22 protein-coding genes and 2 pseudogenes are annotated in these 25,894 nt (G+C 58.8%); 12 read left to right on the forward strand and 12 right to left on the reverse strand.

The window, feature by feature from the left end; translation table 11 throughout:
• Window positions 1–20: 20 nt before the first annotated feature.
• Genes ATI02_RS10670 through ATI02_RS10680 form a run of 3 tightly spaced genes read left to right on the forward strand, consistent with a single transcriptional unit; the run spans window position 21 to window position 1,880 of the window.
• Entirely contained in the window at window positions 21–395 is a 375-nt protein-coding gene (locus tag ATI02_RS10670; protein ID WP_095191337.1) for a septal ring lytic transglycosylase RlpA family protein, read from the forward strand.
• A 46-nt stretch (window positions 396–441) separates the two neighbouring features.
• Window positions 442–1,503: a calcium/sodium antiporter gene (locus ATI02_RS10675; RefSeq protein ID WP_100848453.1), complete on the forward strand. Its 1,062-nt coding sequence runs from the start codon at window positions 442–444 to the stop codon at window positions 1,501–1,503.
• Window positions 1,500–1,880, forward strand: a complete 381-nt coding sequence (locus ATI02_RS10680; protein ID WP_100846241.1) for a carboxymuconolactone decarboxylase family protein — start codon at window positions 1,500–1,502, stop codon at window positions 1,878–1,880. The genes ATI02_RS10675 and ATI02_RS10680 overlap by 4 nt, the downstream gene beginning before the upstream one ends.
• 116 nt (window positions 1,881–1,996) lie before the next feature.
• On the opposite strand, the gene ATI02_RS10685 is transcribed toward ATI02_RS10680, so the two are convergent.
• The 5 genes and pseudogenes from ATI02_RS10685 to kdgD form a co-directional block, all read right to left on the reverse strand.
• On the reverse strand, window positions 1,997–2,938 hold the full coding sequence (locus ATI02_RS10685) for an AEC family transporter (RefSeq protein WP_100846242.1): 942 nt from the start codon (window positions 2,936–2,938) through the stop codon (window positions 1,997–1,999).
• A gap of 174 nt (window positions 2,939–3,112) precedes the next feature.
• Window positions 3,113–4,664 (reverse strand): annotated as a pseudogene (gene garD, locus ATI02_RS10690) (galactarate dehydratase).
• A gap of 11 nt (window positions 4,665–4,675) precedes the next feature.
• A complete protein-coding gene (locus ATI02_RS10695) occupies window positions 4,676–6,040 on the reverse strand; it encodes an MFS transporter (protein ID WP_095191332.1) in 1,365 nt (454 codons plus the stop codon).
• A 185-nt stretch (window positions 6,041–6,225) separates the two neighbouring features.
• Entirely contained in the window at window positions 6,226–7,671 is a 1,446-nt protein-coding gene (locus ATI02_RS10700; RefSeq protein ID WP_100846243.1) for an aldehyde dehydrogenase family protein, read from the reverse strand.
• 76 nt (window positions 7,672–7,747) lie between these two features.
• Window positions 7,748–8,659 (reverse strand): 5-dehydro-4-deoxyglucarate dehydratase, encoded by a 912-nt coding sequence (gene kdgD / locus ATI02_RS10705; RefSeq protein ID WP_042557640.1) that lies wholly within the window; start codon window positions 8,657–8,659, stop codon window positions 7,748–7,750.
• 235 nt (window positions 8,660–8,894) lie between these two features.
• On the opposite strand from kdgD, the gene ATI02_RS10710 reads away from it, so the two are divergent.
• The 4 genes from ATI02_RS10710 (at window position 8,895) to ATI02_RS10725 (ending at window position 11,452) form a co-directional block, all read left to right on the forward strand.
• A complete protein-coding gene (locus ATI02_RS10710; RefSeq protein ID WP_100846244.1) occupies window positions 8,895–10,196 on the forward strand; it encodes a phospholipase in 1,302 nt (433 codons plus the stop codon).
• 11 nt (window positions 10,197–10,207) lie between these two features.
• Window positions 10,208–10,399 carry a hypothetical protein gene (locus tag ATI02_RS10715; protein WP_100846245.1) on the forward strand — a complete coding sequence of 64 codons (192 nt, stop codon included), beginning with the start codon at window positions 10,208–10,210 and terminating at the stop codon, window positions 10,397–10,399.
• Between the two features lie 159 nt (window positions 10,400–10,558).
• Window positions 10,559–10,933: a hypothetical protein gene (locus tag ATI02_RS10720; protein WP_100846246.1), complete on the forward strand. Its 375-nt coding sequence runs from the start codon at window positions 10,559–10,561 to the stop codon at window positions 10,931–10,933.
• A 153-nt stretch (window positions 10,934–11,086) separates the two neighbouring features.
• The gene (locus tag ATI02_RS10725) at window positions 11,087–11,452 is read left to right on the forward strand and encodes a hypothetical protein (RefSeq protein ID WP_095191327.1); all 366 of its coding nucleotides are present in this window, start codon (window positions 11,087–11,089) and stop codon (window positions 11,450–11,452) included.
• Between the two features lie 8 nt (window positions 11,453–11,460).
• Here ATI02_RS10725 and ATI02_RS10730 read toward each other — a convergent pair whose 3' ends face one another.
• From ATI02_RS10730 to ATI02_RS10750, 4 genes are all read right to left on the reverse strand, one after another.
• On the reverse strand, window positions 11,461–12,207 hold the full coding sequence (locus ATI02_RS10730) for a FadR/GntR family transcriptional regulator (RefSeq protein WP_177435553.1): 747 nt from the start codon (window positions 12,205–12,207) through the stop codon (window positions 11,461–11,463).
• Between the two features lie 186 nt (window positions 12,208–12,393).
• Window positions 12,394–14,121 (reverse strand): ABC transporter ATP-binding protein/permease, encoded by a 1,728-nt coding sequence (locus ATI02_RS10740; RefSeq protein ID WP_100846247.1) that lies wholly within the window; start codon window positions 14,119–14,121, stop codon window positions 12,394–12,396.
• Window positions 14,122–14,217: 96 nt separating this feature from the next.
• Window positions 14,218–14,778: a response regulator transcription factor gene (locus ATI02_RS10745; protein WP_003221630.1), complete on the reverse strand. Its 561-nt coding sequence runs from the start codon at window positions 14,776–14,778 to the stop codon at window positions 14,218–14,220.
• The gene (locus ATI02_RS10750) at window positions 14,771–16,033 is read right to left on the reverse strand and encodes an ATP-binding protein (RefSeq protein ID WP_100846248.1); all 1,263 of its coding nucleotides are present in this window, start codon (window positions 16,031–16,033) and stop codon (window positions 14,771–14,773) included. The genes ATI02_RS10745 and ATI02_RS10750 overlap by 8 nt, the downstream gene beginning before the upstream one ends.
• Before the next feature lie 313 nt (window positions 16,034–16,346).
• Here ATI02_RS10750 and ATI02_RS10755 point away from each other — a divergent pair, with 313 nt between their 5' ends.
• Window positions 16,347–17,063 carry an SIMPL domain-containing protein gene (locus ATI02_RS10755; RefSeq protein ID WP_100846249.1) on the forward strand — a complete coding sequence of 239 codons (717 nt, stop codon included), beginning with the start codon at window positions 16,347–16,349 and terminating at the stop codon, window positions 17,061–17,063.
• A gap of 166 nt (window positions 17,064–17,229) precedes the next feature.
• Here the strand turns inward: ATI02_RS10755 and ATI02_RS10760 are convergent, their stop codons facing one another.
• Window positions 17,230–17,586, reverse strand: coding sequence for a DUF6124 family protein (locus tag ATI02_RS10760; RefSeq protein WP_100846250.1), 357 nt, complete (start codon window positions 17,584–17,586; stop codon window positions 17,230–17,232).
• Window positions 17,587–18,455: 869 nt separating this feature from the next.
• A pseudogene (locus ATI02_RS10765) lies at window positions 18,456–18,662 on the reverse strand (IS4 family transposase); the annotation flags it as partial.
• 52 nt (window positions 18,663–18,714) lie between these two features.
• On the opposite strand from ATI02_RS10765, the gene ATI02_RS10770 reads away from it, so the two are divergent.
• Window positions 18,715–19,962 carry an IS256 family transposase gene (locus ATI02_RS10770; RefSeq protein WP_095191982.1) on the forward strand — a complete coding sequence of 416 codons (1,248 nt, stop codon included), beginning with the start codon at window positions 18,715–18,717 and terminating at the stop codon, window positions 19,960–19,962.
• Between the two features lie 26 nt (window positions 19,963–19,988).
• On the opposite strand, the gene ATI02_RS10775 is transcribed toward ATI02_RS10770, so the two are convergent.
• Window positions 19,989–20,177 carry a hypothetical protein gene (locus ATI02_RS10775; protein ID WP_107647047.1) on the reverse strand — a complete coding sequence of 63 codons (189 nt, stop codon included), beginning with the start codon at window positions 20,175–20,177 and terminating at the stop codon, window positions 19,989–19,991.
• Window positions 20,178–20,407: 230 nt separating this feature from the next.
• On the opposite strand from ATI02_RS10775, the gene ATI02_RS10780 reads away from it, so the two are divergent.
• From ATI02_RS10780 to ATI02_RS10790, 3 genes are all read left to right on the forward strand, one after another.
• Window positions 20,408–22,009: an ABC transporter substrate-binding protein gene (locus ATI02_RS10780; RefSeq protein ID WP_100846251.1), complete on the forward strand. Its 1,602-nt coding sequence runs from the start codon at window positions 20,408–20,410 to the stop codon at window positions 22,007–22,009.
• Window positions 22,010–22,268: 259 nt separating this feature from the next.
• Complete coding sequence (locus tag ATI02_RS10785; RefSeq protein ID WP_095190931.1) at window positions 22,269–23,894, forward strand: ABC transporter substrate-binding protein; 1,626 nt, start codon at window positions 22,269–22,271, stop codon at window positions 23,892–23,894.
• Window positions 23,895–24,197: 303 nt separating this feature from the next.
• Window positions 24,198–25,796 carry an ABC transporter substrate-binding protein gene (locus ATI02_RS10790; RefSeq protein ID WP_100846252.1) on the forward strand — a complete coding sequence of 533 codons (1,599 nt, stop codon included), beginning with the start codon at window positions 24,198–24,200 and terminating at the stop codon, window positions 25,794–25,796.
• Window positions 25,797–25,894: the final 98 nt, after the last annotated feature.

Below are 25,894 nucleotides of genomic sequence, written 5' to 3' on the forward strand. Positions count from 1 at the left end.
TGTTATTTGGGAGCTTTCGAATGAAACGTCTGCTCGGCGCCTGCGCCCTGCTCTCTCTACTGGCCGGTTGCGCCAGCACCGACATCATCGACCCGCACGGTTACGACCAGAGCGGCGTCGCCTCCTATTACGGAGCCAGACACCACGGTAAACGCACCGCCAGTGGCGAAGCGTTCAACCAGCATGCCCTGACCGCTGCCCATCGCCAGTTGCCGTTCGGTACACGGGTGAAGGTCACCAATCTGAAAAACGACAAATCCTGCGTCGTGCGTATCAATGATCGCGGCCCGCACACCCGTGGCCGCTTGATCGATGTTTCACGCGAAGCGGCCGAACAACTCGGTATGCTCAGCAGCGGTACCGCACGGGTTCGCGTGCAGGCCCTCGACGATTGATGGAGCGCCGACCATTTTCGGACTAACCGATTTACCGTTGATCAGCGTGATCGAACTGCTTGCCGGGCTGTGCCTGCTGATCCTTGGGGCAGAACTGATGGTGCGGGCGGCGGTGCGTCTGGCCGCGCGACTGAATGTGCGACCACTGATCATCGGCCTGACCATCGTTGCCCTTGGCAGCAGCGCACCGCAGATGGCGGTGAGTCTGCAAGCCGCAATGGCCCACAACCCGGACATCGCGGTCGGCAGCGTGGTCGGCAGCAGCATCTTCAACATCCTCGTGACCCTCGGTTTGTCGGCGCTGATCATTCCGCTGCGCGTGTCGCGGCAACTGGTGCGCCTCGACATTCCACTGATGATCGGCGCCTGCCTGCTGGTGTTCGTTCTGGCCTGGAATGAGGAAATCGGTCGTATCGACGGCATCCTGCTACTGGGCGCACTGGCGCTGTACCTGGGTTTGCTGCTGCGCCAGTCACGGCATTCGACACGACCACACTCGGAACACGGCGAAGCAACGCAGACGTCCTGGATCGGCAGTTCGCTGATGATCGTCGTCGGTCTGGCCATGCTGGTGTTCGCCGGGCACCTGCTGCTGAGCGCTGCCGTTGTAGTGGCGACCGATCTCGGGTTTTCCGAGCGGGTCATTGGCCTGACTGTGGTGGCCGTCGGCACTTCCCTGCCGGAGCTCGCCACGTCGCTGATCGCGGCCTTGCGCGGGCAACGGGATATCGCCGTGGGTAACGTGATCGGCGCCAACCTGTTCAACCTGCTTGGCGTGCTGGGCATCACCGCACTGATCGCGCCGACACCACTGTCGGTCTCACCCAATGCGCTGGATTTCGACTTGCCGGTGATGCTCGGCGTCGCCGCGTTGTGCCTGCCGGTGTTCTATTCCGGCTACCGCGTGACCCGTGCCGAAGGTCTGCTGTTGCTTGGTTTGTATCTGGCGTACGGGCTGCACGTGGTGTCGTTCACCACCGGCTTGCCACTGGCCGGCAAACTCGAGCGGCTGATGCTGTTTTATGTCTTGCCGGCGCTGCTGACGTTTCTGCTGTTCACGTCAGTCATCGCCTGGCGCCGCCAACACCACAAAAAGGATGTGCCATGACCGAATCGAAGAAGTCCGGGGTTGAAGTCCGCCGTGAGGTAATGGGCGATGCGTTTGTTGATCGGGCGCTGGGCAACGCCACCGCGTTCAGCCAGCCGTTGCAGGACTTCGTCAATGAACACGCCTGGGGTGGCGTGTGGAATCGCGAAGGCCTGCCGCTGAAAACCCGCAGCCTGATTACGCTTGCTGCACTGACGGCGTTGAAGTGCCCGCAAGAGTTGAGGGGGCATGTGCGTGGCGCTCTGAACAACGGCTGCACGGTGGATGAGATTCGCGAGGCGCTGCTGCATTGCGCGGTGTATGCGGGTGTGCCGGCGGCGATCGATGCGTTTCGCGCGGCGCAGGAAGTGATCGATACCTACCAGAAGCCTGAGTAATTCAGCGTTTGCGAAATCGCTTTCGCGAGCAGGCTCGCTCCCACATTGGAATGCGTTTCAAATGTGGGAGCGAGCCTGCTCGCGAAGAGGCCTGAAAGAACAACCCAAGCTTCAGGCTAGATCCACCCACCCCACTGCAACAGAAAGATCCCGACGTTGGTGGTAATCGCCGCCATCAACGTGGTCAACACGATAATCGCCGCCGCCAATTCATGATTGCCCTGCGCCGCCCGGGCCATGACAAAACTGGCCGCCGCCGTCGGGCTGCCGAAGTACAGAAACAGAATCCCCAACTCCGCCCCGCGAAAACCGCATAGCCACGCACCGAGCGTCGCCAGCACCGGCAGACCGATCATCTTAACCAGACTGGAGCTGAGCGCCATCTTGCCGCTCTTGCGCAGCGCCGCCAGCGACAAGGTGCCGCCGATACAGATCAGCGCCAGCGGCAAAGTGGTTTGCGCCAGATACTGGCCGGAGGTTTCCAGCCACCCCGGCAGGCCGATCTTGAAATAGGCAAACGGCGCCGCCGCGATCACGCTGATGATCAGCGGATTGCTGAACACGCTTTTGCAGATGCTCCACGGATCAGACTTGATCACCGGGCTGTACACCGCCAGCACAATGGTCGAGAGCGTGTTGTAGAACAGGATCACCAGCGCCGCGAGAATCGCCCCGAGGGAAATCCCGTAGTCGCCGTACATGCTCGCGGCCAGTGCCAGGCCGATCACCCCGTTGTTGCCGCGAAACGCGCCTTGGGTGTAGATGCCGCGATCTTCGCGCGGACACTTGAGAATCGCCCAGCCCCAAGCAACGGCGAAGCTCACCAACGTGGCCAAGGAAAAGTAGATCAGCAGCGCCGGTTGCAGGGCGGCGTGCAGATCAGCATGCAGGATGCCGAGGAACAGCAGCGCCGGCATGGTGACGTTGAACACCAGCGACGAGGCCGTGTGGATGAAGTTGTCGTTGATCCAGTCGATGCGCTTGAGCAGCACACCGAGAAACAGCATGGCAAACACCGGCGCGGTGATGTTCAGGGTTTCGAGGAAGATTGCCAGCATGCCGGGGAGCCTTGGGTGAGCGTCGTCAGGGGGCTAATGATAAGCCACAAGACCTCCGGCGTCTGTGGGATCGCCTTCGCGAGCAGGCTCGCTCCCACATTCGATCGCATTCGCACAGACAGAACGCGATCGAATGTGGGAGCGAGCCTGCTCGCGAAGAACGATAACCCGGCCTCAGGTAATCGGCGCCGGATTAAACAACGTAATGTCGTTATGCAGCTTGTGCTTCTCCGCCCACGTCTGCTGCTTGCCGCTCGCCACGTCCAGGTAGTAGTGGAACAACTCCCAACCCAACTCCTCGATGGTCGCCCGGCCGGTGGCAATCCGCCCGGCGTCGATGTCGATCAAGTCAGGCCAGCGCTGCGCCAACTCGGTACGCGTCGAGACTTTCACTACCGGCGCCATCGCAAGCCCATAAGGCGTGCCGCCCGGTGGTGAACACGTGCAGGTTCATCCCTGCCGCCAACTGCAACGTGCCGCAGACAAAATCACTCGCTGGCGTCGCACAGAAGATCAAACCTTTCTGCTTGAAGCGCTCGCCCGGGCCCAGCACGCCATTGATCGCGCTGCTGCCGGATTTGACGATCGAACCCAGCGACTTCTCGACGATGTTCGACAACCCGCCCTTCTTGTTGCCCGGCGTAGTGTTGGCGCTGCGATCCGCTTCGCCCTTGGCCAGATAACGGTCGTACCAGTCCATCTCGCGCACCAGTTCCTCGGCGACGGTTTTGGTCTGGGCGCGGGAGGTCAGCAGATAGATCGCATCGCGCACTTCGGTGACCTCGGAAAACATCACCGTCGCCCCCGCCCGCAACAGCAAGTCCGAGGCATAACCCAGCGCCGGGTTGGCGGTGATGCCGGAAAACGCATCGCTACCGCCGCACTGCATGCCGAGGATCAGCTCGGACGCCGGCACGGTTTCCCGGCGGCGCTGATCAAGCTTCTTCAAACGGACTTCGGCCAGTGCCATGATCTGCTCGATCATTTCGGTGAAACCGTGACTGGAATCCTGCAAGCGATACAGCCACGGCTCGCTGAGATCCACCGAAGTATCGTCCTCGTGCATCACCTGGCCGGCCTGCAATTTCTCACAACCCAGACTGATCACCAGTGCCTCGCCACCCAGGTTCGGGTTGCGCGCCAGATTGCGCACCGTGCGAATCGGGATGTAGGCGTCGGTGGCGGTAATCGCCACGCCACAGCCGTAACTGTGGGTCAGCGCCACGACGTCATCGACGTGCGAGTACTTCGGCAGCAGTTCTTCCTTGATGCGTTTCACCGCGTGATCGAGCACGCCGGTCACGCATTGCACGGTGGTGGTGATGCCGAGAATGTTGCGCGTACCGACGGTGCCGTCGGCGTTGCGGTAACCCTCGAAGGTGAAACCTTCCAGTGGCGCCTGGGCGTCCGGCACCTCGGTGGACAGCGGCAAGCTGTCCAGCGGTGGCGCGGTCGGCATGCGCAGTTGATCTTCCTTGACCCAACTGCCCCGGCGGATCGGCTGCAAGGCATAACCGATGATCTGGCCGTAACGAATCACCGGGCCGCCCTCGGGAATATCCTCGAGGGTGACCTTATGGCTCTGCGGCACGAAATCCAGCGTCACCAGGCCATCGGCGAATTCAGTGCCGGCCGGTACGCCTTGGTCGTTGACCACAACCACGACATTGTCCCGCTCGTGCAGGCGGATGTAGCGCGGCGAGTCGGAATGTTCAATCAACTGCATGACGCCGCTCCTCAGGAATGCGCTTGAGACAATTTACCGCTGGCTTCAACACCGCCGTTGGTTGGCGGCTCTTTGAGTACCACACGTTTGATCGGGCCAACGATGACCAAGTAGCTGAACACCGCCACCAGTGCATTGGCACCGACGAACACCAGCGCCCATTTGAACGAACCGGTGGAGCTGATGATGTAGCCAATCACGATCGGCGTGGTGATCGACGCGATGTTGCCGAAGGTGTTGAACAGGCCACCGCTCAGACCGGCGATCTGTTTAGGCGAGGTGTCGGAAACCACTGCCCAACCCAGTGCGCCAACGCCTTTGCCGAAGAATGCCAGAGCCATGAAGCCCACGACCATCCATTCAACATCAACATAGTTGCAGGCCACGATGCTGCTGGACACCAGCAGGCCGGCGATGATCGGCGCTTTGCGGGCGAAGGTCAGCGAGTGGCCCTTGCGCAGCAGGTAATCGGAAATCACCCCGCCAAGCACACCACCGATGAAGCCGCAGATCGCCGGCAACGACGCGATGAAACCGGCCTTGAGAATGGTCATGCCACGCTCTTGCACCAGATACACCGGGAACCAGGTCAGGAAGAAGTAAGTGATGCCGTTGATGCAGTACTGGCCCAGATACACGCCAAGCATCATGCGATTGGTCAGCAACTGACGGATGTAATCCCACTTCGGACCGTCGGACTTTTTACCCTTCTGATCCATGTCGACCATGCCGCCGTTGTCGGCGATGTGCTTGAACTCGGCGTCGTTGATGCGTGGATGTTCACGCGGGCTGTAGATCACTTTCAGCCAGACCAGCGAGAACACGATGCCGAGGATACCCATGACGATGAACACGTGCTCCCAACCGAAGGAATACACGATCCAGCCCATCAGCGGTGCAAACAACACAGTGGCAAAGTATTGCGCCGAGTTGAAGATCGCCGACGCAGTGCCGCGTTCGGCGGTCGGGAACCAGGCGGCAACAATGCGCGCGTTGCCAGGGAAGGACGGCGCTTCAGCCAGGCCGACCAGAAAGCGCAGCATGAACAGCGCAACAATCGCCGTGGACATGCCGAATTCACCGACAAAGCCTTGCAGCACGGTGAACAGCGACCAGGTGAAAATGCTCAGGGCGTAGACTTTTTTCGAGCCGAAGCGATCGAGCAGCCAGCCACCGGGGATTTGCCCGGCCACGTAGGCCCAACCGAATGCGGAGAAGATGTAGCCGAGGGTGACTGCGTCGATGCCCAGGTCTTTTTGCAGGCTGGAACCGGCGATCGCGATGGTGGCGCGGTCGGCGTAGTTGATCGTGGTCACCAGAAACAGCATGAGCAGGATCAAATAGCGGACGTGAGTCGGCTTTTGAGTCGATTGCATGTAGATGTACTCCCACTGATTATTTTTATGCGCGGGTGAATCTGTTGTGTTTCCCGGTGTTCCGGGTTCCCTGTAGGAGCTGCCGCAGGCTGCGATCTTTTGATCTTCGGCGTCATCCGAGACGCCAGAGAATCAAGATCAAAAGATCGCAGCCTGCGGCAGCTCCTACAGGGGTATTGCGTGGATCAGGAACCGACGTAGGCGGTTTTCACCACCGTGTAGAACTCTTGCGCATAACGTCCTTGCTCACGTGATCCATAGGACGAACCCTTACGGCCACCGAACGGAACGTGGTAATCCACGCCCGCTGTCGGCAGGTTGACCATCACCATCCCGGCCTGGGAATGGCGCTTGAAGTGGTTGGCGTACTTCAGCGACGTGGTGGCGATACCGGCCGACAGACCAAACTCGGTGTCGTTGGCCATCGCCAGCGCGGCGTCGTAATCGGCGACGCGGACGATGTTCGCCACCGGGCCGAAAATCTCTTCGCGGCTGATGCGCATCGACGCTTCACTGTCGGCAAACAGGGTTGGCGCAAGGAAGTAACCTTCGGTGTCGCAGGTCACCAGACCGCCGCCGCTGACCAGACGCGCACCTTCGGACTGACCGATGTCGATGTACTTCATGTCCTGCTCAAGCTGCGCTTGCGAAACCACCGGGCCGATGTCGGTGCCGGATTTCAGCGCGTGGCCGACCTTGATCGACTTCATGCGTTCGGCCATGGCCTCAACGAACTTGTCATGAATTCCGGCAGTGACAATCAACCGGCTCGACGCCGTGCAACGCTGACCGGTGGAGTAGAACGCGCTCTGCACCGACAGCTCGACCGCTTGCTTGAGGTCGGCGTCGTCGAGAATGATCTGCGGGTTCTTGCCGCCCATTTCCAGCTGAACCTTGGCCTGACGCGAGACGCAATTGACCGCGATCTGCCGACCGACACCGACGGAGCCGGTGAAGCTGATGCCATCGACTTTCGGGCTGTTGACCAGAGCTTCGCCTACCACACGACCGCTGCCCATCACCAGGTTGAACACACCGGCCGGGAAGCCTGCACGGGAGATGATTTCGGCCAGCGCCCAGGCGCAGCCCGGTACCAGATCGGCAGGTTTCAATACCACGCAGTTGCCGTAGGCCAGGGCCGGGGCGATTTTCCACGACGGAATGGCAATCGGGAAATTCCACGGGGTGATCAGACCGACCACACCCAGTGCTTCGCGGGTCACTTCAACGTTGACGCCCGGGCGCACCGACGGCACGTAGTCGCCGGACAGACGCAGGCATTCACCGGCGAAAAACTTGAAGATGTTGCCGGCGCGGGTCACTTCGCCGATGGCTTCGGGCAGGGTCTTGCCCTCTTCCCGGGCCAGCAGGGTGCCGAGCTCCTCGCGACGGGCGAGGATTTCCGTGCCGACTTTATCCAGCGAATCGTGACGGGCCTGAATGCCCGAAGTCGACCACGCCGGGAACGCTGCGCGGGCAGCGTCGATGGCGGCGTTGACTTGCGTCAGATCAGCCTTGGCGTAATCGCCAATGGTGTCGCTCAATTCGGACGGGTTGATGTTGGCCGAGTAATCGGCGCCGGCGACCCATTCACCGTTGATGTAGTTGTCGTAGCGTTTTGCAGTTGTCACAGGGGCAGCCCTCAAATCTCAAAGCCTTCACGCAAAAAGCCGCTGATTGCTCAGCGGCCTCGCTTTTTATCGGGTGTTACTGCGCACCTTGCTTGTCGATCAGCGCGGCGAGCATTTCGTACTCTTCGCCGGTCAGATCGGTCAGCGGCGCACGCACCGGGCCTGCGTCATAGCCGGCGATTTTCGCGCCTGCCTTGACGATGCTCACGGCGTAACCGGCCTTGCGGTTGCGGATGTCCAGGTACGGCAGGAAGAAATCGTCGATGATCTTGCCGACGGTGGCGTGATCTTCGCGGGCGATGGCGTGATAGAAGTCCATCGCGGTTTTCGGAATGAAGTTGAACACCGCCGAGGAGTAGACCGGCACGCCCAGCGCCTTGTAGGCAGCGGCGTAGACTTCGGCGGTCGGCAGACCACCCAGGTAGCTGAAGCGATCACCGAGGCGGCGACGGATCGACACCATCAACTCGATATCACCCAGACCGTCCTTATAACCGATCAGGTTCGGGCAACGCTCGGCCAGACGTTCCAGCAGCGGCGCGGTCAGGCGGCAGACATTACGGTTGTAGACAACCACGCCGATTTTGACCGATTTGCATACCGCTTCAACGTGAGCGGCAACGCCGTCCTGGCTGGCTTCAGTCAGGTAGTGCGGCAGCAGCAACAGGCCTTTGGCGCCCAGACGCTCGGCTTCCTGTGCGTATTCGATGGCCTGGCGGGTCGAACCACCGACACCGGCGAGGATCGGCACGCTGGTTTCGCAGGTGTCGACGGCAGTCTTGATGATTTCCGAGTATTCGCTGGCGGCCAGGGAGAAGAACTCACCGGTGCCACCTGCTGCGAACAATGCCGAAGCGCCATACGGGGCCAGCCATTCCAGCCGTTTGATGTAGCCCGCGCGGTTGAAATCGCCCTGCGCGTTGAAATCGGTCACCGGGAAGGACAGCAGGCCGGCAGAGAGGATGGACTTCAGTTCTTGTGGATTCATTATTCGAACACCCTGGGTAGCAATATTTTTGTGAGTGGATCGTTCAGCGCTCGCTGAAGTTGTAGGTCATCGTACAACTTAAAAGATAACCGTCAACTGCATTTCATCGCTGACGAGCATTTTTTGTCGGACAAGATTCTTTCTTGACGTAGGAAATTTCTCGACTAGTATCCATTTAGCTGTATATGCATACAGTTAAATCAGAATCTACCGACGACATATCAAGGAGAAAGAAATGTCCGGTCTACACCCGAAACCTCAGGAAAAACCCCAACCGGTCATCGCCAGTTTCGATGATCTGTTCACTGCAACCGGCATCCCCATCAACCCCGATAATCGGCTGGTGCTGCACATCGCCGACGCTCACAGCGATGTCGAACCGGTCACCGACCTCCCCGGTAACGCCTTGAAAGGCAGACCGCAGGCCCGCTTCGAGGGCGGTGAACACACAGCCATTGGTGATAACACCCTGCTGCGTTTTGTCGAAAATGCCCAGCCGATCCTCGCGAAAAACGTGGCACTGCATCTGCTGAACGGCCTGGCGCTCACCTACGGCCAGATCCTCGCACTGGGCGGTGATTTCTACGGAATACCGGAGCGCCCGGTCAGTGAAGGCGCAACACCGGTGGATCGCCTGCAACGCTTCAACGCGGCCTTCGACTCTCTCGCCGTCCTGCCTGCCGCACGAGCCGAGGCCACGCAGATTCTCGCGGTCATGCAAAAGGAGATCGACGCGGTTAAACAGGCCATCAAAGACGGTAAACAACCGCACGAGGCGTACGACGCACTAGGAGATACGTTGTCGGAAGAGTGGAACAAAATTACCGGCGGCGGCAGTTTCGTCTCGGCCCTGTTCCCGCTCGGGCGTTACCTGAAACTGGCGGCGAACAACGCCGACCATTTCGGCGAATGGGCGAAGCTGGCCTACATCGCCGGACACACCGCGGCCCTGCAAACGGCCATCGCCGCTCGCGCCAACCACGATGAACTGCAACTGGAACGCGCCTACGCTATGAATGCATTCGCCGACCACTTCCTCACCGACCTGTTTTCCTCCGGCCACTTGCGAGTACCGCGCAAGGAACTGGCAGCCGTAGTGACGCCGAGTGATCTAGGCTCGCTGATCACCCGTTTCATGCACGACGAGGACAGCAAATTCGGTCTCAAGGTGCGCAACGGCCATGGCGATCAGTGGCGGGCTTACGGAGACAAGCGCTACTTCGAGGCGAGCGATGCCGACAACCGCTCTCAGGTCAATCAAGCGGTGCAGGCTTCGGCAGATGAGGTATTCGCCACCTACCTCAGCGGCACCCTGCCTGCTCCGTCCACATTCGCCGCATTGCAGCGTTTGCCGGACCTGCCGGCGGTGTTGAATCTGGCGAATAACTTCTCGCCACTGTTCCGCACCGCGGGCAGCAAAGTGTTACGGCGCAAGGACGTCAACAACCTCAACGACACCGCGACCGTCGACGACTGGTGGGGCTGGAGTACCTATCTGCTGCTCAAGGACTACCAACCGACCGGCAACGTCAATTAAGGAGAATCACCATGACGATCAAACTGAAACTGGAACTGGCCTCGGGCCAATCGCTGAAAGGCGCGCCGCTGGAGTTGTTGGCCAAAGGCCTGCCGATCGCCAGGGCGACAGTGGATGCGCAAGGTTACGCGACCTTTGATACCAAAGCCGCCGCCGGCCCCCTCACCGTAAGGGTCGACCACTCAATCCTTTCCCGTCACTGACACCACCCTCCCCGTGTAGAGCTGCCACAGGCAGCGCCTACACGGGGTCTTTGAAACAGCTGGAAATGAACAGTTTAAAACCTCTCCTGCGAAAGTCTCTTACCGTGCAAAACCGCCGTGAATGAATCACGGCTCACCTCGCACGGAGCGCGAACCCTCATGAATTTTGCCGCACCCACACTCCCGCCATTTCTGCCTCATTCGCCTGAAAAAGCCATCGTAAACCTCTCGGCACTGAGCGATGACCTGATCGTTCAGGTCCCGGACTCCAGTGATTTTGCGGCGAACTGGAGCGTCTACGCGATTCTTGGCGACGACCCCGAAGAGCCCGAATGGGCAGGCGAAGAAGTGCAGACCGGCACCTGGGATGACGCCGAGGATGAAATGGAAAAACTCACGGGCATTGAACTGCAGATTCCGAAAGAAGTACTGAAGGCGTACCTGAACACGGAAATCGAACTGCGCTACAAATTTCAGGATGAATCCAGCATGGAGCCGTGTTCAGCGCCGCTGATGCTGCGTATCGAGGCCTGATTCCTGACGCGCCTGTTGGTCGGGCGCGCCTTTCACAAGACTCGACCGTTCGTCGGGACTGGTATTTCTTACAGGTGCTTTGCTTTCGCGATCCGGATGTTAATCAGGTCGAGCCGATATCAGCTCGTTTTGACAACCAAAAGGATCTTGAACATGACAAATAAAAGCTTCGCGATAACAATGCTGCCCGCCCCTTTGCTCATAGAAGCGAACGATGGTGTTCTCTACGTTCATAACCTGGTTGATCCTGCCCATGGGGAAGTACCAGTGTACCCAGGCGCAGCCAAAGGCGACGCGATTACACTGACAGTGAGTAACTCAGACGGCATCAATGAATGGGAAGGAAAGGAAGTCCTGTCCTCTGCAACTATCGAAAAGCCTATTCTCTTTAAAATCCCGAAAGCGCCGTTTGAAAAAATGCTCGATGCTAAAAAGAGCGCTGTACTGCAGTACTCCGTCAAGCATGCAAATGGCAATCAAGCAGCTTCATTTCAAACGCCAATCGAGCTTAAAAACTAACTGAACGTTCAACCCTGCGCCTGCGCCTCTTCATGGGCCTGGCGCAGTCTTTCACGGCTGTTGGTCAGGTGCAGACGCATGGCCGCACGCGCCGCATCGGAATCCTGACGGGCGATGGCCTCGTAGATTTCTTCGTGCTCGCGGCTCAGACGATTCATGTAGTGCTGCTGATCGTCATGGGCCAGGCGTGCGGAATTCAGCCGCGTGCGCGGAATGATGCTGGTGCCCAGGTGCGTCATGATGTCGGTGAAGTAGCGGTTGCCGGTGGACAAGGCGATTTCCAGGTGGAACGCGAAGTCCGAGGCGACAGCGTCGCTGGCGTGGGCAACGCTGTCGTTCAGCGCATCGAGGGCGGCGCGCATGGTCGCCAGTTGCTCGGGGCTGCGGCGTTGCGCGGCGAGGCCGGCAGACTCCACTTCAAGGCTGATGCGTAACTCGAGAATGGCCAACACGTCACGCAGGGTGACGACGGTGGCCGGGTCGATGCGAAAGCCGCTGGGGCTCGGCGTATCGAGTACGAAAGTGCCGATGCCGTGGCGGGTTTCCACTTGGCCGGCGGCCTGCAAACGGGAAATCGCCTCACGCACCACGGTGCGGCTGACGCCATGGGCTTGCATGATCGCCGACTCAGTGGGCAGTTTGTCGCCGCGCTTGAGCAGGCCATCGCGGATCTGCTCGCTGAGCACCGTGACCAGTTCCTGAGCCAGGCTGCGGCGCTTGCGCGGAAGGCGCGGGGTGTCGATCAGATTTTCCATGGTGTGCATCTTGTCTCGAAAATTCGGCTTGCGGGCATCATAGCTCAAGCGGGTTGTACGATCACCGGTCGACTCACATCGGCCCTGTAGGAGCTGCCGCAGGCTGCGATCTTTTGATCTTGTTTCAGAAAATCAAAGTCAAAAGATCGCAGCCTGCGGCAGCTCCTACAGGGGATGCGTGTGGGATCACGCGGTCACGGCTTGCTCAACCAAATGGCCGCTGTCGATTCGTACATGCCGTGGATGGAAGCGCTTCAGACTGCTGCGATGGCCGACGCTGACGATGCTCAACCCCGGTATCTGATCAATCAGCGCCTGATACAGCGTCGCTTCGTCTTCCTCATCCATCGCCGACGTGGCTTCGTCCATGTACAGCCATTGCGGTGCGTAGAGCAGCGCGCGGGCAAAGGCCAACCGTTGCTGTTCACCCGGCGACAGCATGCGCTGCCAGTGATTGGCTTCATCCAGCCGTGCCACCAAGTGCGGCAAACGGCAGGTTTGCAGCACTTGCTCGTAGCGTTCAGGGGAATAGGTGTCCGCCGATTGTGGATAACTCAGCGCCTCGCGCAGTGTGCCGATTGGCAGATACGGTTTCTGCGGCAGAAACAGATAACGCGCCGCCGGCAGGCGAATGTTGCCGTGCCCCGCCGGCCACAAATGCCCCATTGCCCGCAACAGCGTCGACTTGCCACTGCCGGATCGGCCGCTGAGCATGACGCGCTCGCCCGGTTCGACGGTCATGTCGGCGTTGGTCAGCAGATGACGACCGTCGGCCAGATCCAGTCCGAGGTTATCCACTTTCAACTCGCTGCCCTGATTCTGCACACCGATGGCCGGGGCACGCTCTTCGTTATCGGTCATGGCCTGACGGAAGCTCAGCAGACGATCACAGGTAGCGCGCCAGGAAGCGAGGCTCTGGTAAGCATTGATGAACCAGCTGAAGCTTTCCTGAACGTTGCCGAATGCCGAGCTGATCTGCATCAGCTCACCGAGCTCGATCTTGCCGGACAGGTAACGCGGCGAAGCCACGATAAACGGAAAGATGATGGCCGCCTGACTGTAACCGGCGGTAAAGAACGTCAGGCGCTTGGACACTTTCATGATGTCCCAGAAGTTGTGCCAGACATTACCGAAGCGGGCGCTCAAGCGGCGATTCTCGTTTGGTTCGCCGTTGTACAACGCGATGCTTTCGGCATTCTCGCGAATTCGCACCATGGAAAAACGCAGGTCGGCTTCGAAACGTTGTTGCTGGTTATTCAGACCGATCAAGCGACGACCGATCAAATGCGTCAGCCAACTGCCCACCACCGCATAAACCAGCACACACCAGAACATGTAGCCGGGAATGGTGACGCCGTACACTTCAATACTGCCCGAAACGCCCCACAGAATAATCGAGAACGACACCAGACTGACGATATTGCGCAGCAGCCCGATGCCCAGCTCGAGGGTGTTGGAGGTGAAGTTATTGAGATCTTCGGAAATCCGCTGATCCGGGTTATCGGTGTAACCGCCCTGTTCCAGGTGGTAGTAATTCTTGTCGGCAAGCCAACGCGAGAAATGCTTTTCAGTGAGCCAGGCACGCCAGCGAATGGTCAGCATCTGCGTCAAGTAGAGCCGATACACCGCACCGACAATGGCCACCGCCGCAATGCCGCAGAAATACAGAATCAAGCGCCAGAACGCCGCTTCATCCTTCTTTTGCAGGGCGTTGTAAAAATCCTTGTACCAGGTGTTGAACCACACCGAGATGCCCACACTGAGCAACGACAGGGCGATCACCGCAATCAATAGCGTCCAGGCCTTGCCCTTCTCTTCGCTGCGCCAATAAGGCGTGATCATCGCCCACACTTTGCGAAAAAACTGCCCGCGCACAGCATCGTTGACCGCGGAATATTCAGCGTTCTGATTCATGGAAAAGGCTCGATATAGAAAAGAACAGACACGCACCGATCATAGATGATCGGTGCGTTTTATCGCGAGGGCTGGCGATAGTCGTTCAGCGCAGGTTCAGCGACGAACCGGGCGCTTCTGCAGTTTGCGCTGCAGCGTGCGGCGGTGCATGCCCAGAGCGCGGGCAGTGGCGGAGATATTGCCTTCGTGCTCGGTGAGCACACGCTGAATGTGTTCCCACTGCAAGCGGTCAACCGACATCGGGTTTTCCGGCACCAGACTGTCGAGGTCGGCGTGCTCGGAGAGCAGCGCGGCCAGCACGTCGTCGGCATCGGCCGGTTTGCACAGGTAGTTGCAGGCACCGCGCTTGATCGCTTCGACCGCAGTGGCAATGCTCGAATAACCGGTGAGGATCACCACGCGCATTTCCGGGTCCAGCTCCAGCAACTTCGGCAGCAGCACCAGGCCGGAGTCGCCGTCCATTTTCAGGTCCAGCGCGGCGTAGTCCGGCAGATCAGCCTGGGCGATGGTCAGGCCCTCTTCGGCGGAACCTGCGGTACTCACGCGAAAGCCGCGGCGGGCCATGGCGCGCGCCATGACTCGGGTAAACGTTGCGTCGTCGTCGACCAGCAGCAAATGCGGCAGTTCTTCGCCTTCGACTTGGATTTCGTCACTCATGTTGGTCTCCTCGGGCGCCATGGGGCAGACGCAGCTCGGTGAGCGTGCCGCCTTCCTCATGACTATAGAGTTTCACTGAGCCGCCGGCGCGTGTCACGCTGGCCTTGCTCAAAAACAGGCCCAGGCCGAAACCTTTGCCCTTGGTGGTAAAAAACGGTTTGCCGATCTGTTCGGCGATGGCCAGCGGCACACCGGCGCCGTGATCGCGAATGCTGATGGTCACGGTTTCCGCGTCCCAATCCAGCGTCACTTTCAGGTTTTCCGGGCAGGCATCGGCGGCATTGTTCAACAGGTTCAACAGCGCCTGAGTCAGATCCGGCGGCGGTGCCATACGCGGTACCGTGCCTTGGCCGAGACGGTGGAAGCGATAACTGGCTTCCGGGCGCATCAAGTGCCAGCGGTTCAGCGCTTCGTCGAGCCAGACCGTGACGTCCTGCATCTCCACCGCCAGACGCCGGTTGGCTTCGGCGGCGCGCACCAGTTGTTGCAAGGTCTCTTTGCACAACTTGACCTGATCCTGCAGCACCTTCAGATCGTCCTGCAGCATCGGATCCGGATGATCCTGCTGCATCTCTTTGAGCAGCACACTCATGGTCGCCAGCGGCGTACCCAGTTCATGGGCGGCACCGGCGGCTTGCGTGGCGACGGCCAGCAATTGCTGGTCACGCAGGCCTTCTTCACGGCGAATCGCGCGCAATTCTTCCTGACGGCGCAACTCTTCAGCCATACGCGCAGCGAAGAACGTGATCACCGCTGCCGCCAGGGCGAAGCTCAGCCACATGCCATAGACCTGCAGATTCTCGCGGGCCACCGGCAGGGTTTCCAGCGGGTAGAACCGTGTCAGCATCACGGTGTACAAGGCCAGCGCGATGCCGGACAGGATCACCGAATAGCGCCATGGCAGCGTCACCGCAGCAATGGTCAGCGGCACCAGATAGTAGGAAACGAAGGGATTGGTCGAACCGCCGGAGAAATACAACAGGGCGCTGTGGATCACCAGATCACAGGCCAGTTGCAGGGCGTATTCGAGCTCGGTCACCGGCCACGAGGTACGCAGGCGCACCGCGGTGAACACGCAAAGCAGTATCGAGCAGCCGAGGGTCATCGCCAGTTGCACCCACGGCAACGGCAACAGCTCCAGCCAATAGGCAAGGCCTACGGAACCGGCCTGCGCGGCGAGCACCAGTGTGCGGATGAAAGTCAGCCGCCAGAGGTTCTGGCGAGTGGCGGAAGTCAGTTGTACGGGGGCGAGCATGAGCTCTCCTGATGAGCGCTCCAGGCGGATCGCACGGAGTATAACCAAGCCGCGGCCTCCAGAGGCGAAAGTGCGGCAAACGACCACATGGCGAAAATATTTGCGGCGGCTATAAGAGCGCCTTCGCGAGCAGGCTCGCTCCCACAGGGGAACGCATTTCAAAGGTGGGAGCGAGCCTGCTCGCGAAGGGCTGCGCAGCAGCCCCGGCCATCTGTATAGAAGTTGTAACTGGGCGAACCGGATCATAAAAGCTAGAGTCAGATGGTTTCACGCAGGCCCGAACCAACACCTGCGCCCTCATCAAGGAGCCTTCATGCACACATTTCGCCGCAGCGCCGCCCTTCTCGCCCTGACCGTCGGCAGCGTCGCCAGCCTTCCGGCCCTGGCTGCCGATGAGCTGCACTACAACCAGATTGCCCTGCGCGCCGAAGTCAGCCAGGAAGTGGCCCGCGACCTGATGATCGTGACCCTCTACACCGAAGAGCAAAACACCGACCCGGCCAAACTCGCCGCCGACGTCAGCACCACCATGAACAAGGCACTGGCCCAGGCCAAGCAAGTCAAAGACATCATCCTGCGCCAGGGCAGCCGCAACAGCTACCCGATCTACGACACCAAGGGCCAGAAAATCACCGGCTGGCGTGAACGCGCCGAACTGCGCCTGGAAAGCGCCGACTTCGCCGCCCTGTCCAAACTCACCGGCGAATTGCTGGGCGAGCTGAAAATGGGCGGCATGGACTTCGCCATCGCCGACCCGACCCGCAAAGCCAGCGAAGACCAATTGCTCAAAGAAGCCGTCACCGCCTTCAAGGCCCGCGCCCAACTGGCCACCGACGCACTCGGCGGCAAGGGCTACAAAATCGTCAACCTGAACCTCAACAGCAACGGCTACCCACAACAGTACCTGCGCGCCCCGATGATGATGAAAGCTGCCGGCATGGATTCCGCGCCGGTGACACCTGAAGTCGAAGCGGGTACCAGTCAGGTAAGCATGACTGCTGATGGCTCGATTGAAGTGCTGATGCAGTGATGTAATGTGGGTTGAATGACAAACCGGCGATCAGACAATGATCGCCGGTTTTTTTTGTGCTTGGGATTTGTGGTGCTTGGGCTGTCGCCATCGCGAGCAGGCTCGCTCCCACAGTTGGAATGCGTACTCCTGCTCGCGAAGAACGATGACGCAGTAGCCCTGGGGATCAGGTTTGCGGATCAACCCGATCCAGCGCCCGGCTCACCGCCAGTTCGGCCAGCATGACGATCTGCTGAATCCCCAGCACCGTATTGCGCTGCGCGCCGCCCAACTCGTTGGCGAAGTTGCTGGCTGCGGCACTGGCCGAGGCCAGTGATTCACAAGCGTGAGCGAGCAGGCTTTCAGTGTCGACGTTGGGGCAAACCATGAACATCGTGCTGGGTTGGCGCGGTTTCTTGGGTTGGGGACAGAGATAGAAATCGAGGGCGCGTTTGATGGCTTCGCGGTTTCGGGCGAGGTCTTCGGCGCGGTGGGCTTCTTCGAGTGGGGTTTCGAGGGGTGGGTCGGGGATCAATTTATCCATAGAGCATTTCCTTACGAATGACGCCATTCATTTCCGATCTCACTCGAGAAACGAGGTGGCAACTATGTACGGAGTGAGATTACCGGTAAGGAAACCAACCCGGCCGAACCGAAGTCCGCCCGTACATAGCCGCCATAAAGAACTGCCGACAGCATGAACTGGCGGCGATTATGGAGCGGCTTTCGCAGGTTTCCAAATTCAATAACCGGGAATCTCACCTCCCGATCGCAGAGTCTTCTGCGACAACCCAAGCCTAGAGAGCGCACGTCCGACGGACAACCTGAAAACCTTGTGGGAAGGTTCTGGTGATTTCACACACCTCTAAACACAGCAAAGTAATCGGGTGACTGTATGGGCCTCTTCGCGAGCAAGCCCGCTCCCACAGTTTCAACCGAGTACACCTGCCAGACATTGGCCGGCTGTCAGGCCGCCATCGCTGGCAAGCCAGCTCCCACAAGACAGCGAAAGCCAGATCAAAAGATCGTCCGATCGCGGCCCGAGCCTTCGGCAGCTCCTACAGAGGAGACAAGTACAACCCGCACGCGGCGCATGCCGGCCCACTCAACACAATGAGCGTTAGCTCGGCTGCAGCTTTTGATCTTGATCCACGGGCGACGTCGGAAGGCTGAGTGAAGGGCTTGATCCGGGCGTGGGAGCGCAGCGACCGTTTGGCGAAGCCAAACACAGCGGGAGGAGGTGCAGCGAAGCAAACCGGAAGCGATGCGCCCGGATCAATCCCGTAACGAAGGAACCCCGAGCCCCAGCGAGCGGGCCGAACGCCGGGGCAAGCGTTTTTTGCTTACTTTTTTTGGCGCTTGTAAAAAAGTGAGTCGCCGTAAGGGCCATCCCTTTCAAGGTCTTTTAGTTTTGGTGCAGCCCAGCTCCTTGATGGTCGGAGTCAGACGTTGCGCACAACCTGTGACCAGAGCGCGTAACAGCGCAGGTTCGGTACGACTGATCTTGTCGTAGAGGGCAGCCAAACTGACAGGAAGATCTTCCAGTTGCCGCGCGGCGGCGTGCAGGGATGGCTTCAAGCCCAATGAAACAAGGGACATCAGCTTGATGATGGTCGAGAAGGGGGTGTCAGAAATTTTGTGTTCGGGCATAACATGAGTAAGAGGTGCATGTATGCCAACCAAAAAGAAACCCCTGCGTGACCTACCAAAAATCCCCAAGGAGCTGCTCGAAGAGTTCGGTGAGGGGCTGATTACCGCAGAGGCTATTGAAGACGCTTCTGCGGCCTTCAAGAAGGCCTTGATTGAGCGAGCATTGAGTGCCGAGCTCGGTCACCACCTGGGGTATCCGCCGGGCGCGCAGCGCCCAGAGGATGAAACCAACCAGCGCAATGGCAAAACGGGCAAGACGATTTTGACGGGGGATGGCCCGCTGCGGCTGGAGATTCCCCGTGATCGGGATGGCAGTTTTGCCCCCATTCTGATCCCCAAGCATGAGCGGCGTTACACCGGTTTTGATGACAAGATCATCGCCATGTATGCCCGAGGCATGACCGTTCGAGAAATCCGCGCTTTCCTCTCTGAGCAATACGGGACGGACGTTTCCCATGACTTCATCAGCTCAGTCACGCACGAGGTGATGGAGGAAATTGGTGCGTGGCAACAGCGACCGCTTGAGCCGATGTACCCAGTCATTTTCTTCGATGCGCTGCGGGTCAAGATCCGAGAAGAAGGCCTTGTCCGCAACAAGGCGATTTACTTGGCGCTGGGTGTTTTACCCGATGGAACGCGCGATATTCTTGGTATCTGGATCGAAAACACCGAGGGTGCGAAGTTCTGGATGAAGGTCTTCAACGACCTCAAGACCCGCGGCGTAGAGGACGTGCTGATCGCCGTGACTGACGGTCTCAAAGGCATGCCAGAGGCGCTAAGCGCAGTATTTCCGGCAACAACGCTGCAAACATGCATCGTCCACTTGATCCGCAACAGCCTCGATTACGCGGCGTGGGACAAGCGCCGTGAGCTGGCCAAGGCGCTAAAACCGATCTATCAAGCCATCAACGCAGAAGCGGCTGAGGAAGCACTGGATGCCTTTGAAAATGGCCCTTGGGGTAAGCAATACCCAACGGTGGTGGCGGCCTGGAGACGAGCCTGGGATCGAGTGATTCCATTCTTTGTCTTCCCGCCTGCCATTCGAAAAGTGATCTATACGACCAACGCTATCGAAAGCATCAACGCTCAGCTACGCAAGATCATCAAGACCCGGGGCCACTTCCCGACGGATGACGCAGCGACCAAGCTGATCTGGCTTGGGCTGCGTAACATCACGGCAAACTGGGGCTCGGCGGCTCATGACTGGAAGAGTGCGATGAACCAATTTGCGATTCTGTACGGAGATCGATTTATCAGGCCGACCTGGTAAAACCCGGCCTGCCTGACGGCAGGCCATTACCGGCCCGCACACAAAAAATCTGACACTCTCGTCGAGAACAGTAGCTCACGAGAATACTGCCGTTGCCGATGCTCTTCGAAGACCTGATCAATCCACTCAGGCGCAACGGCCTGCTCCAGCGCCAATTTGGCCATGACACTGGCAGGTGCTTTTTTCTCGAAACGCGCTAGAACATCGGCCCACATCGTTCGGGTCCTCCTGGCTGAAGTATCAGGGGATTTTACCTAAGACCTTGAAAGGGATGGCCGTAAGGGCGAAACCCTAAGTAGCCGTTACCGCAGCAACGGATATGTACCCAACAAAAGCCGCCACATATACCGAGATAGAAACTTCCCCAAGAAAAACGATATTTCCGAAACCCCACAATTCCCCGCTAATCTCAACCCAAAACCACCTCCATACCCCCGGGGACTCCATGCCAAGATCCACCCTCAAACCGCTCTTGATCTCCCTGGCCCTGGCCACAACCACCCCGATAGCAAACGCAGCCACAACCCTGGTCTACTGCTCCGAAGCCAGCCCCGCAGGCTTCGACCCCAGCCAATACACCAGCGGTACCGACTTCGACGCCTCCGCCGAAACCGTCTTCAACCGCCTCACCCAATTCCAGCGCGGCGGCACCGACATCGAACCCGGCCTGGCAACCAAATGGGACGTCTCCAACGACGGACGCCAATACACCTTCCACCTGCGCCAAGGCGTGAAATTCCACACCACGCAATACTTCACCCCAACCCGCGACTTCAACGCCGACGACGTGCTCTTCACCTTCCAGCGCCTGCTCGACCCGGAGAACGCCTTCCGTAAGGCCTACCCCGCCGAGTCCCCGTACTTCACCGACATGGGCCTGAACACCACGATCAAATCGGTCGAAAAACTCGACGAGCAAACCGTGCGCTTCAACCTCAACAACGTCGACGCCGCCTTCGTGCAAAACCTCGCCATGAGCTTCGCCTCCGTGCAGTCGGCCGAATACGCCGCGCAACTGTTGAAGGAAGGCAAAGCCGCCGACCTCAACCAGAAACCGATCGGCACCGGCCCGTTCGTGTTCAAGCGCTATCAAAAGGATTCACAAATCCGCTACGCCGCCAACAAGGCCTACTGGAAACCCGAAGATGTAAAAATCGACAACCTGATCTTCTCGATCACCCCGGACGCCGCCGTACGCCTGCAAAAACTCAAGACCGGCGAATGCCAGGTCAGCGGTTACCCGCGCCCGGCCGACATCGAAGTCATGGAAAAAGACCCGAACCTGCGCGTGCTCAAGCAGGCCGGTTTCAACCTCGGTTTCCTCGCGTACAACACCACCCATCCGCCGTTGGATCAACTCAAGGTGCGCCAGGCCCTGGACATGGCCATCGACAAACCGGCGATCATCAAAGCCGTTTATCAAAGCGCCGGCCAGTTGGCCCAGAACGCCTTGCCACCCGCGCAATGGTCTTTCGACCCGAACATCAAAGACGCGCCGCACGACCCGGCGAAAGCCAAGGCGCTACTGAAAGAAGCAGGAGTTGCACCCGGTACAACCATCAATCTCTGGGCAATGACCGTGCAGCGCGCCTCGAACCCGAATGCGCGGATGTCGGCGCAGATGATCCAGCAGGATTGGGAGAAGATCGGCATCAAGGCCAACATCGTCAGCTATGAGTGGGGCGAGTACATCAAGCGCGCCAAGAACGGCGAACACGACGCGATGATCTACGGCTGGACCGGCGACAACGGCGACCCGGACAACTGGCTTGGCGTGCTGTACAGCTGCGCAGCAGTCAAGGGCAGCAACTACGCCAAATGGTGCGATCCGGCCTACGACAGACTGGTGCAACAGGCCAAGGTGTCAACCGACAAGACGCAGCGGGTAAAACTGTATCAACAGGCGCAACTGATCCTTAAACAGCAGGTGCCGATCACGCCGATTGCCAACTCCACGGTGTTCCAGCCACTGCGTAAAGAGGTCACGGACTTCCGTATCAGCCCCTTCGGTTTAACCCCGTTCTATGGCGTGGGTATAAATAAGTAACACCAAGCCCCAAGGCGGCGCGCACAACGTGACCGACGCACCGTTTTGGGGCTTCATTTGCACCGTAAAAACCACCCGCAAACGGTCAAATGCGTCAGAAGTTATACAGATGCGACATTAAGGTACGTTCGTGCCACCGTTTGAGGCCGCCGACCGCTGTGGATCTTGCATTGGGTATGGCGCCTGCATAAGTATCCGCAGGCACGACTCACGAGGTCGTACCTCAAATCAAAAAATGACAACAAATCATGAGGCCAACATGCTTAAACACGCGGTCATTCCGTTTTTAGTCGGCGCAGGCTTGTTAGCCTCCGCACCTTTCGCATCCGCTGCGACTAACCTGGTGTTTTGCTCCGAAGGGAGCCCGGCCGGTTTTGATCCGGGCCAGTACACCACCGGAACCGACTTCGACGCCTCAGCCGAAACCATGTTCAACCGTCTGACCCAGTTTGAGCGCGGCGGCACCGCCGTGATTCCTGGTCTGGCGACCAAGTGGGACATTTCCGAAGATGGCCTGACGTACACCTTCCACCTGCGCGAAGGCGTCAAGTTCCACACCACCCCGTATTTCAAGCCGACTCGTGAGTTCAACGCCGACGACGTGCTGTTCACCTTTAATCGCATGATTAACAAGGATGACCCGTTCCGTAAGGCGTACCCGACCGAATTCCCGTACTTCACCGACATGGGGATGGATACCAACATCACCAAGATCGATAAAGTCGACGACCACACCGTCAAGTTCACTCTCAAAGAAGTGGATGCCGCGTTCATCCAGAACATGGCCATGAGCTTCGCGTCGGTGCAGTCCGCCGAATACGCAGCGCAACTGTTGAAAGAAGGCAAGCCTGCCGACATCAACCAGAAACCGGTCGGCACTGGTCCGTTCGTGTTCAAGAGCTACCAGAAAGACTCCAACATCCGCTTCACCGGGAACAAAGAGTACTGGAAGCCTGATGACGTGAAGATCGACAACCTGATCTTCGCCATCACCACCGACCCGTCGGTACGTATTCAGAAGCTGAAAAAGAACGAGTGCCAGGTCACCCTGTTCCCACGTCCGGCCGACCTGAAAGCGCTCAAAGAAGACAAATCGCTGAAGATGCCTGACCAGGCTGGTTTCAACCTGGGCTACATCGCTTACAACGTGATGGACAAGGTCAAAGGCAGCGACGAGAAAAACCCTCTGGCTGACCTGCGCGTTCGTCAGGCGCTGGACATGGCCGTCAACAAGCCGCAGATCATCGATTCGGTTTACCAGGGCGCGGGCCAACTGGCCGTCAACGCCATGCCGCCGACCCAGTGGTCTTACGACACCACCATCAAGGACGCCAAGTACGATCCTGAGAAAGCCAAGCAGCTGCTCAAGGAAGCCGGCGTCAAGGAAGGCACCGAGATCGTTCTGTGGGCGATGCCGGTACAGCGTCCGTACAACCCGAACGCCAAGCTGATGGCTGAAATGCTCCAGTCCGACTGGGCCAAGATCGGCTTGAAAGTGAAGATCACCAGCTATGAATGGGGCGAGTACATCAAGCGCTCCAAAGGTGGCGAGAACCAGGCCATGATCATTGGCTGGAGCGGTGACAATGGTGATCCGGACAACTGGCTGAACGTGTTGTTTGGTTGCGACTCGCTCAGCGGCAACAACTTCTCCAAGTGGTGCGACAAGAAGTTCGACGGCCTCGTCAAAGAAGCCAAGCGCACCACCGACCAGGGCAAGCGCACCGAACTGTACAAACAGGCGCAACACGTCCTCAAAGATGCAGTCCCTATGACACCTATCGCTCACTCGACGGTGTATCAACCCATGCGCGCCAACGTGCAGGACTTCAAGATCAGCCCATTCGGCTTGAACTCCTTCTACGGCGTCAGCGTCAGCAAATAAAAAACCACAGCGGCGACGTTTTCAGCGTCGCCGCTGTTTTTTCTGCCGACTAGCTAGGAATTTGCCTACATCCGTTTCCGTCACGCTTTACCAGCGTGATACAGGACGTGTTGCCTTTTCCTACGAGTCTTTAGGACTCAGCGCATTTACTGCCAGACCCACGGCCCCTACCGTCGGGTTCTGACCAGTGACTGTGCGGGCTATCGGTTTTGCTGTGCGTACTGGTTTGAGCTCGATGCAGCCTCAACGTCCCTGGACGGGATCGCGGCGCATCGAAACAACACTACAAAAAGAGGGAGCGTCATGCGCCATACCTTGGTTTTTTCCGCATTGCTGGGCGCCGGCCTGTTGGCCGCCACGTCCGCCAGCCACGCCGCCAGCAACAGTCTGGTGTTCTGCTCCGAGGGCAGCCCGGCAGGTTTTGATACTGCGCAATACACGACGGCCACCGATAACGACGCCGCCGAGCCGCTTTACAACCGTCTGGTCGAATTCGAAAAAGGCGCGACCAATGTCGTACCTGGTCTGGCGACCAAGTGGGATATTTCCGAGGATGGTCTCAAGTACACCTTTCACCTGCGTGAAGGTGTGAAATTTCATACAACGCCGTACTTCAAGCCAACCCGCGATTTCAACGCCGACGACGTGCTGTTTACGTTTAATCGCATGCTTGATGCACAGCAGCCGTTCCGTAAGGCTTATCCGACCGAATTCCCCTATTTCAACGGGATGAGCCTGAACAAGAACATCGCCAAGGTCGAAAAGACCGGGCCGCTGACCGTGGAGTTCACACTCAACAGCGTCGACGCTGCGTTCATCCAGAACATCGCCATGAGCTTCGCCGCCATCCTGTCCGCCGAATACGCCGACAAGCTGCTGGCCGAAGGCAAACCGAGCGACATCAACCAAAAGCCGATCGGTACCGGGCCGTTCGTGTTCAAGAGCTATCAGAAAGACTCGAACATCCGTTACACCGGTAACCCGCACTACTGGGATCCGAGCCGGGTCAAGCTGAAGAACCTGATCTTCGCGATCAACACCGACGCCTCGGTGCGCGTGCAAAAACTCAAGGCCGGCGAATGCCAGATCACCCTGCATCCGCGCCCTGCCGATGTTGAAGCACTGAAGACCGATCCCAAGCTGCAACTGATCTCCAAACCGGGCTTCAACCTCGGTTACATCGCTTACAACGTCCGCCACAAACCGTTCGACCAGCTCGAAGTGCGTCAGGCGCTGGACATGGCGGTGAATAAACAAGGGATTCTCAACGCTGTTTATCAAGGCGCCGGCCAACTGGCCGTCAACGCCATGCCGCCGACCCAGTGGTCCTACGACGACAGCATCAAAGACGCCGCCTACAACCCGGAAAAAGCCAAAGAGCTGCTCAAGGCTGCCGGCGTGAAAGAAGGCACCGAGATCACCCTGTGGGCGATGCCGGTGCAGCGTCCGTACAACCCGAACGCCAAACTGATGGCCGAGATGCTCCAGGCTGACTGGGCGAAAATCGGTCTGAAAGTAAAAATCGTCAGCTACGAATGGGGCGAGTACATCAAGCGCACCAAGAACGGCGAGCATGACATCAGCCTGATCGGCTGGACCGGTGACAACGGTGATCCGGACAACTGGCTGGGCACGCTGTACAGCTGCGACGCCATTGGCGGCAACAACTATTCCATGTGGTGCGATCCGGCTTACGACAAGCTCATCAAAGAAGCCAAAGTCGTCACCGACCGCGACCAGCGCACCACGCTCTACAAACAGGCCCAGCAGTTGCTTAAACAGCAAGTGCCGATCACGCCTGTCGCCCACTCGACGGTCAACCAGCCGTTAAGCACCCGGGTTGAAGGGTTCAAGGTGAGCCCCTTCGGCCGCAACGTGTTCTCGGGTGTCAGTATCGATTAACCCAACCGATTAGCCGCAACGCTGAGGGGGACCGTCTATCCCCCTCACGCAAGCGCTTTGCCTAAATTCGCCAATCCGGCTTTTGGCAAACGTTTGCG

The organism is Pseudomonas baetica (assembly GCF_002813455.1).
Lineage (GTDB): Bacteria > Pseudomonadota > Gammaproteobacteria > Pseudomonadales > Pseudomonadaceae > Aquipseudomonas > Aquipseudomonas baetica.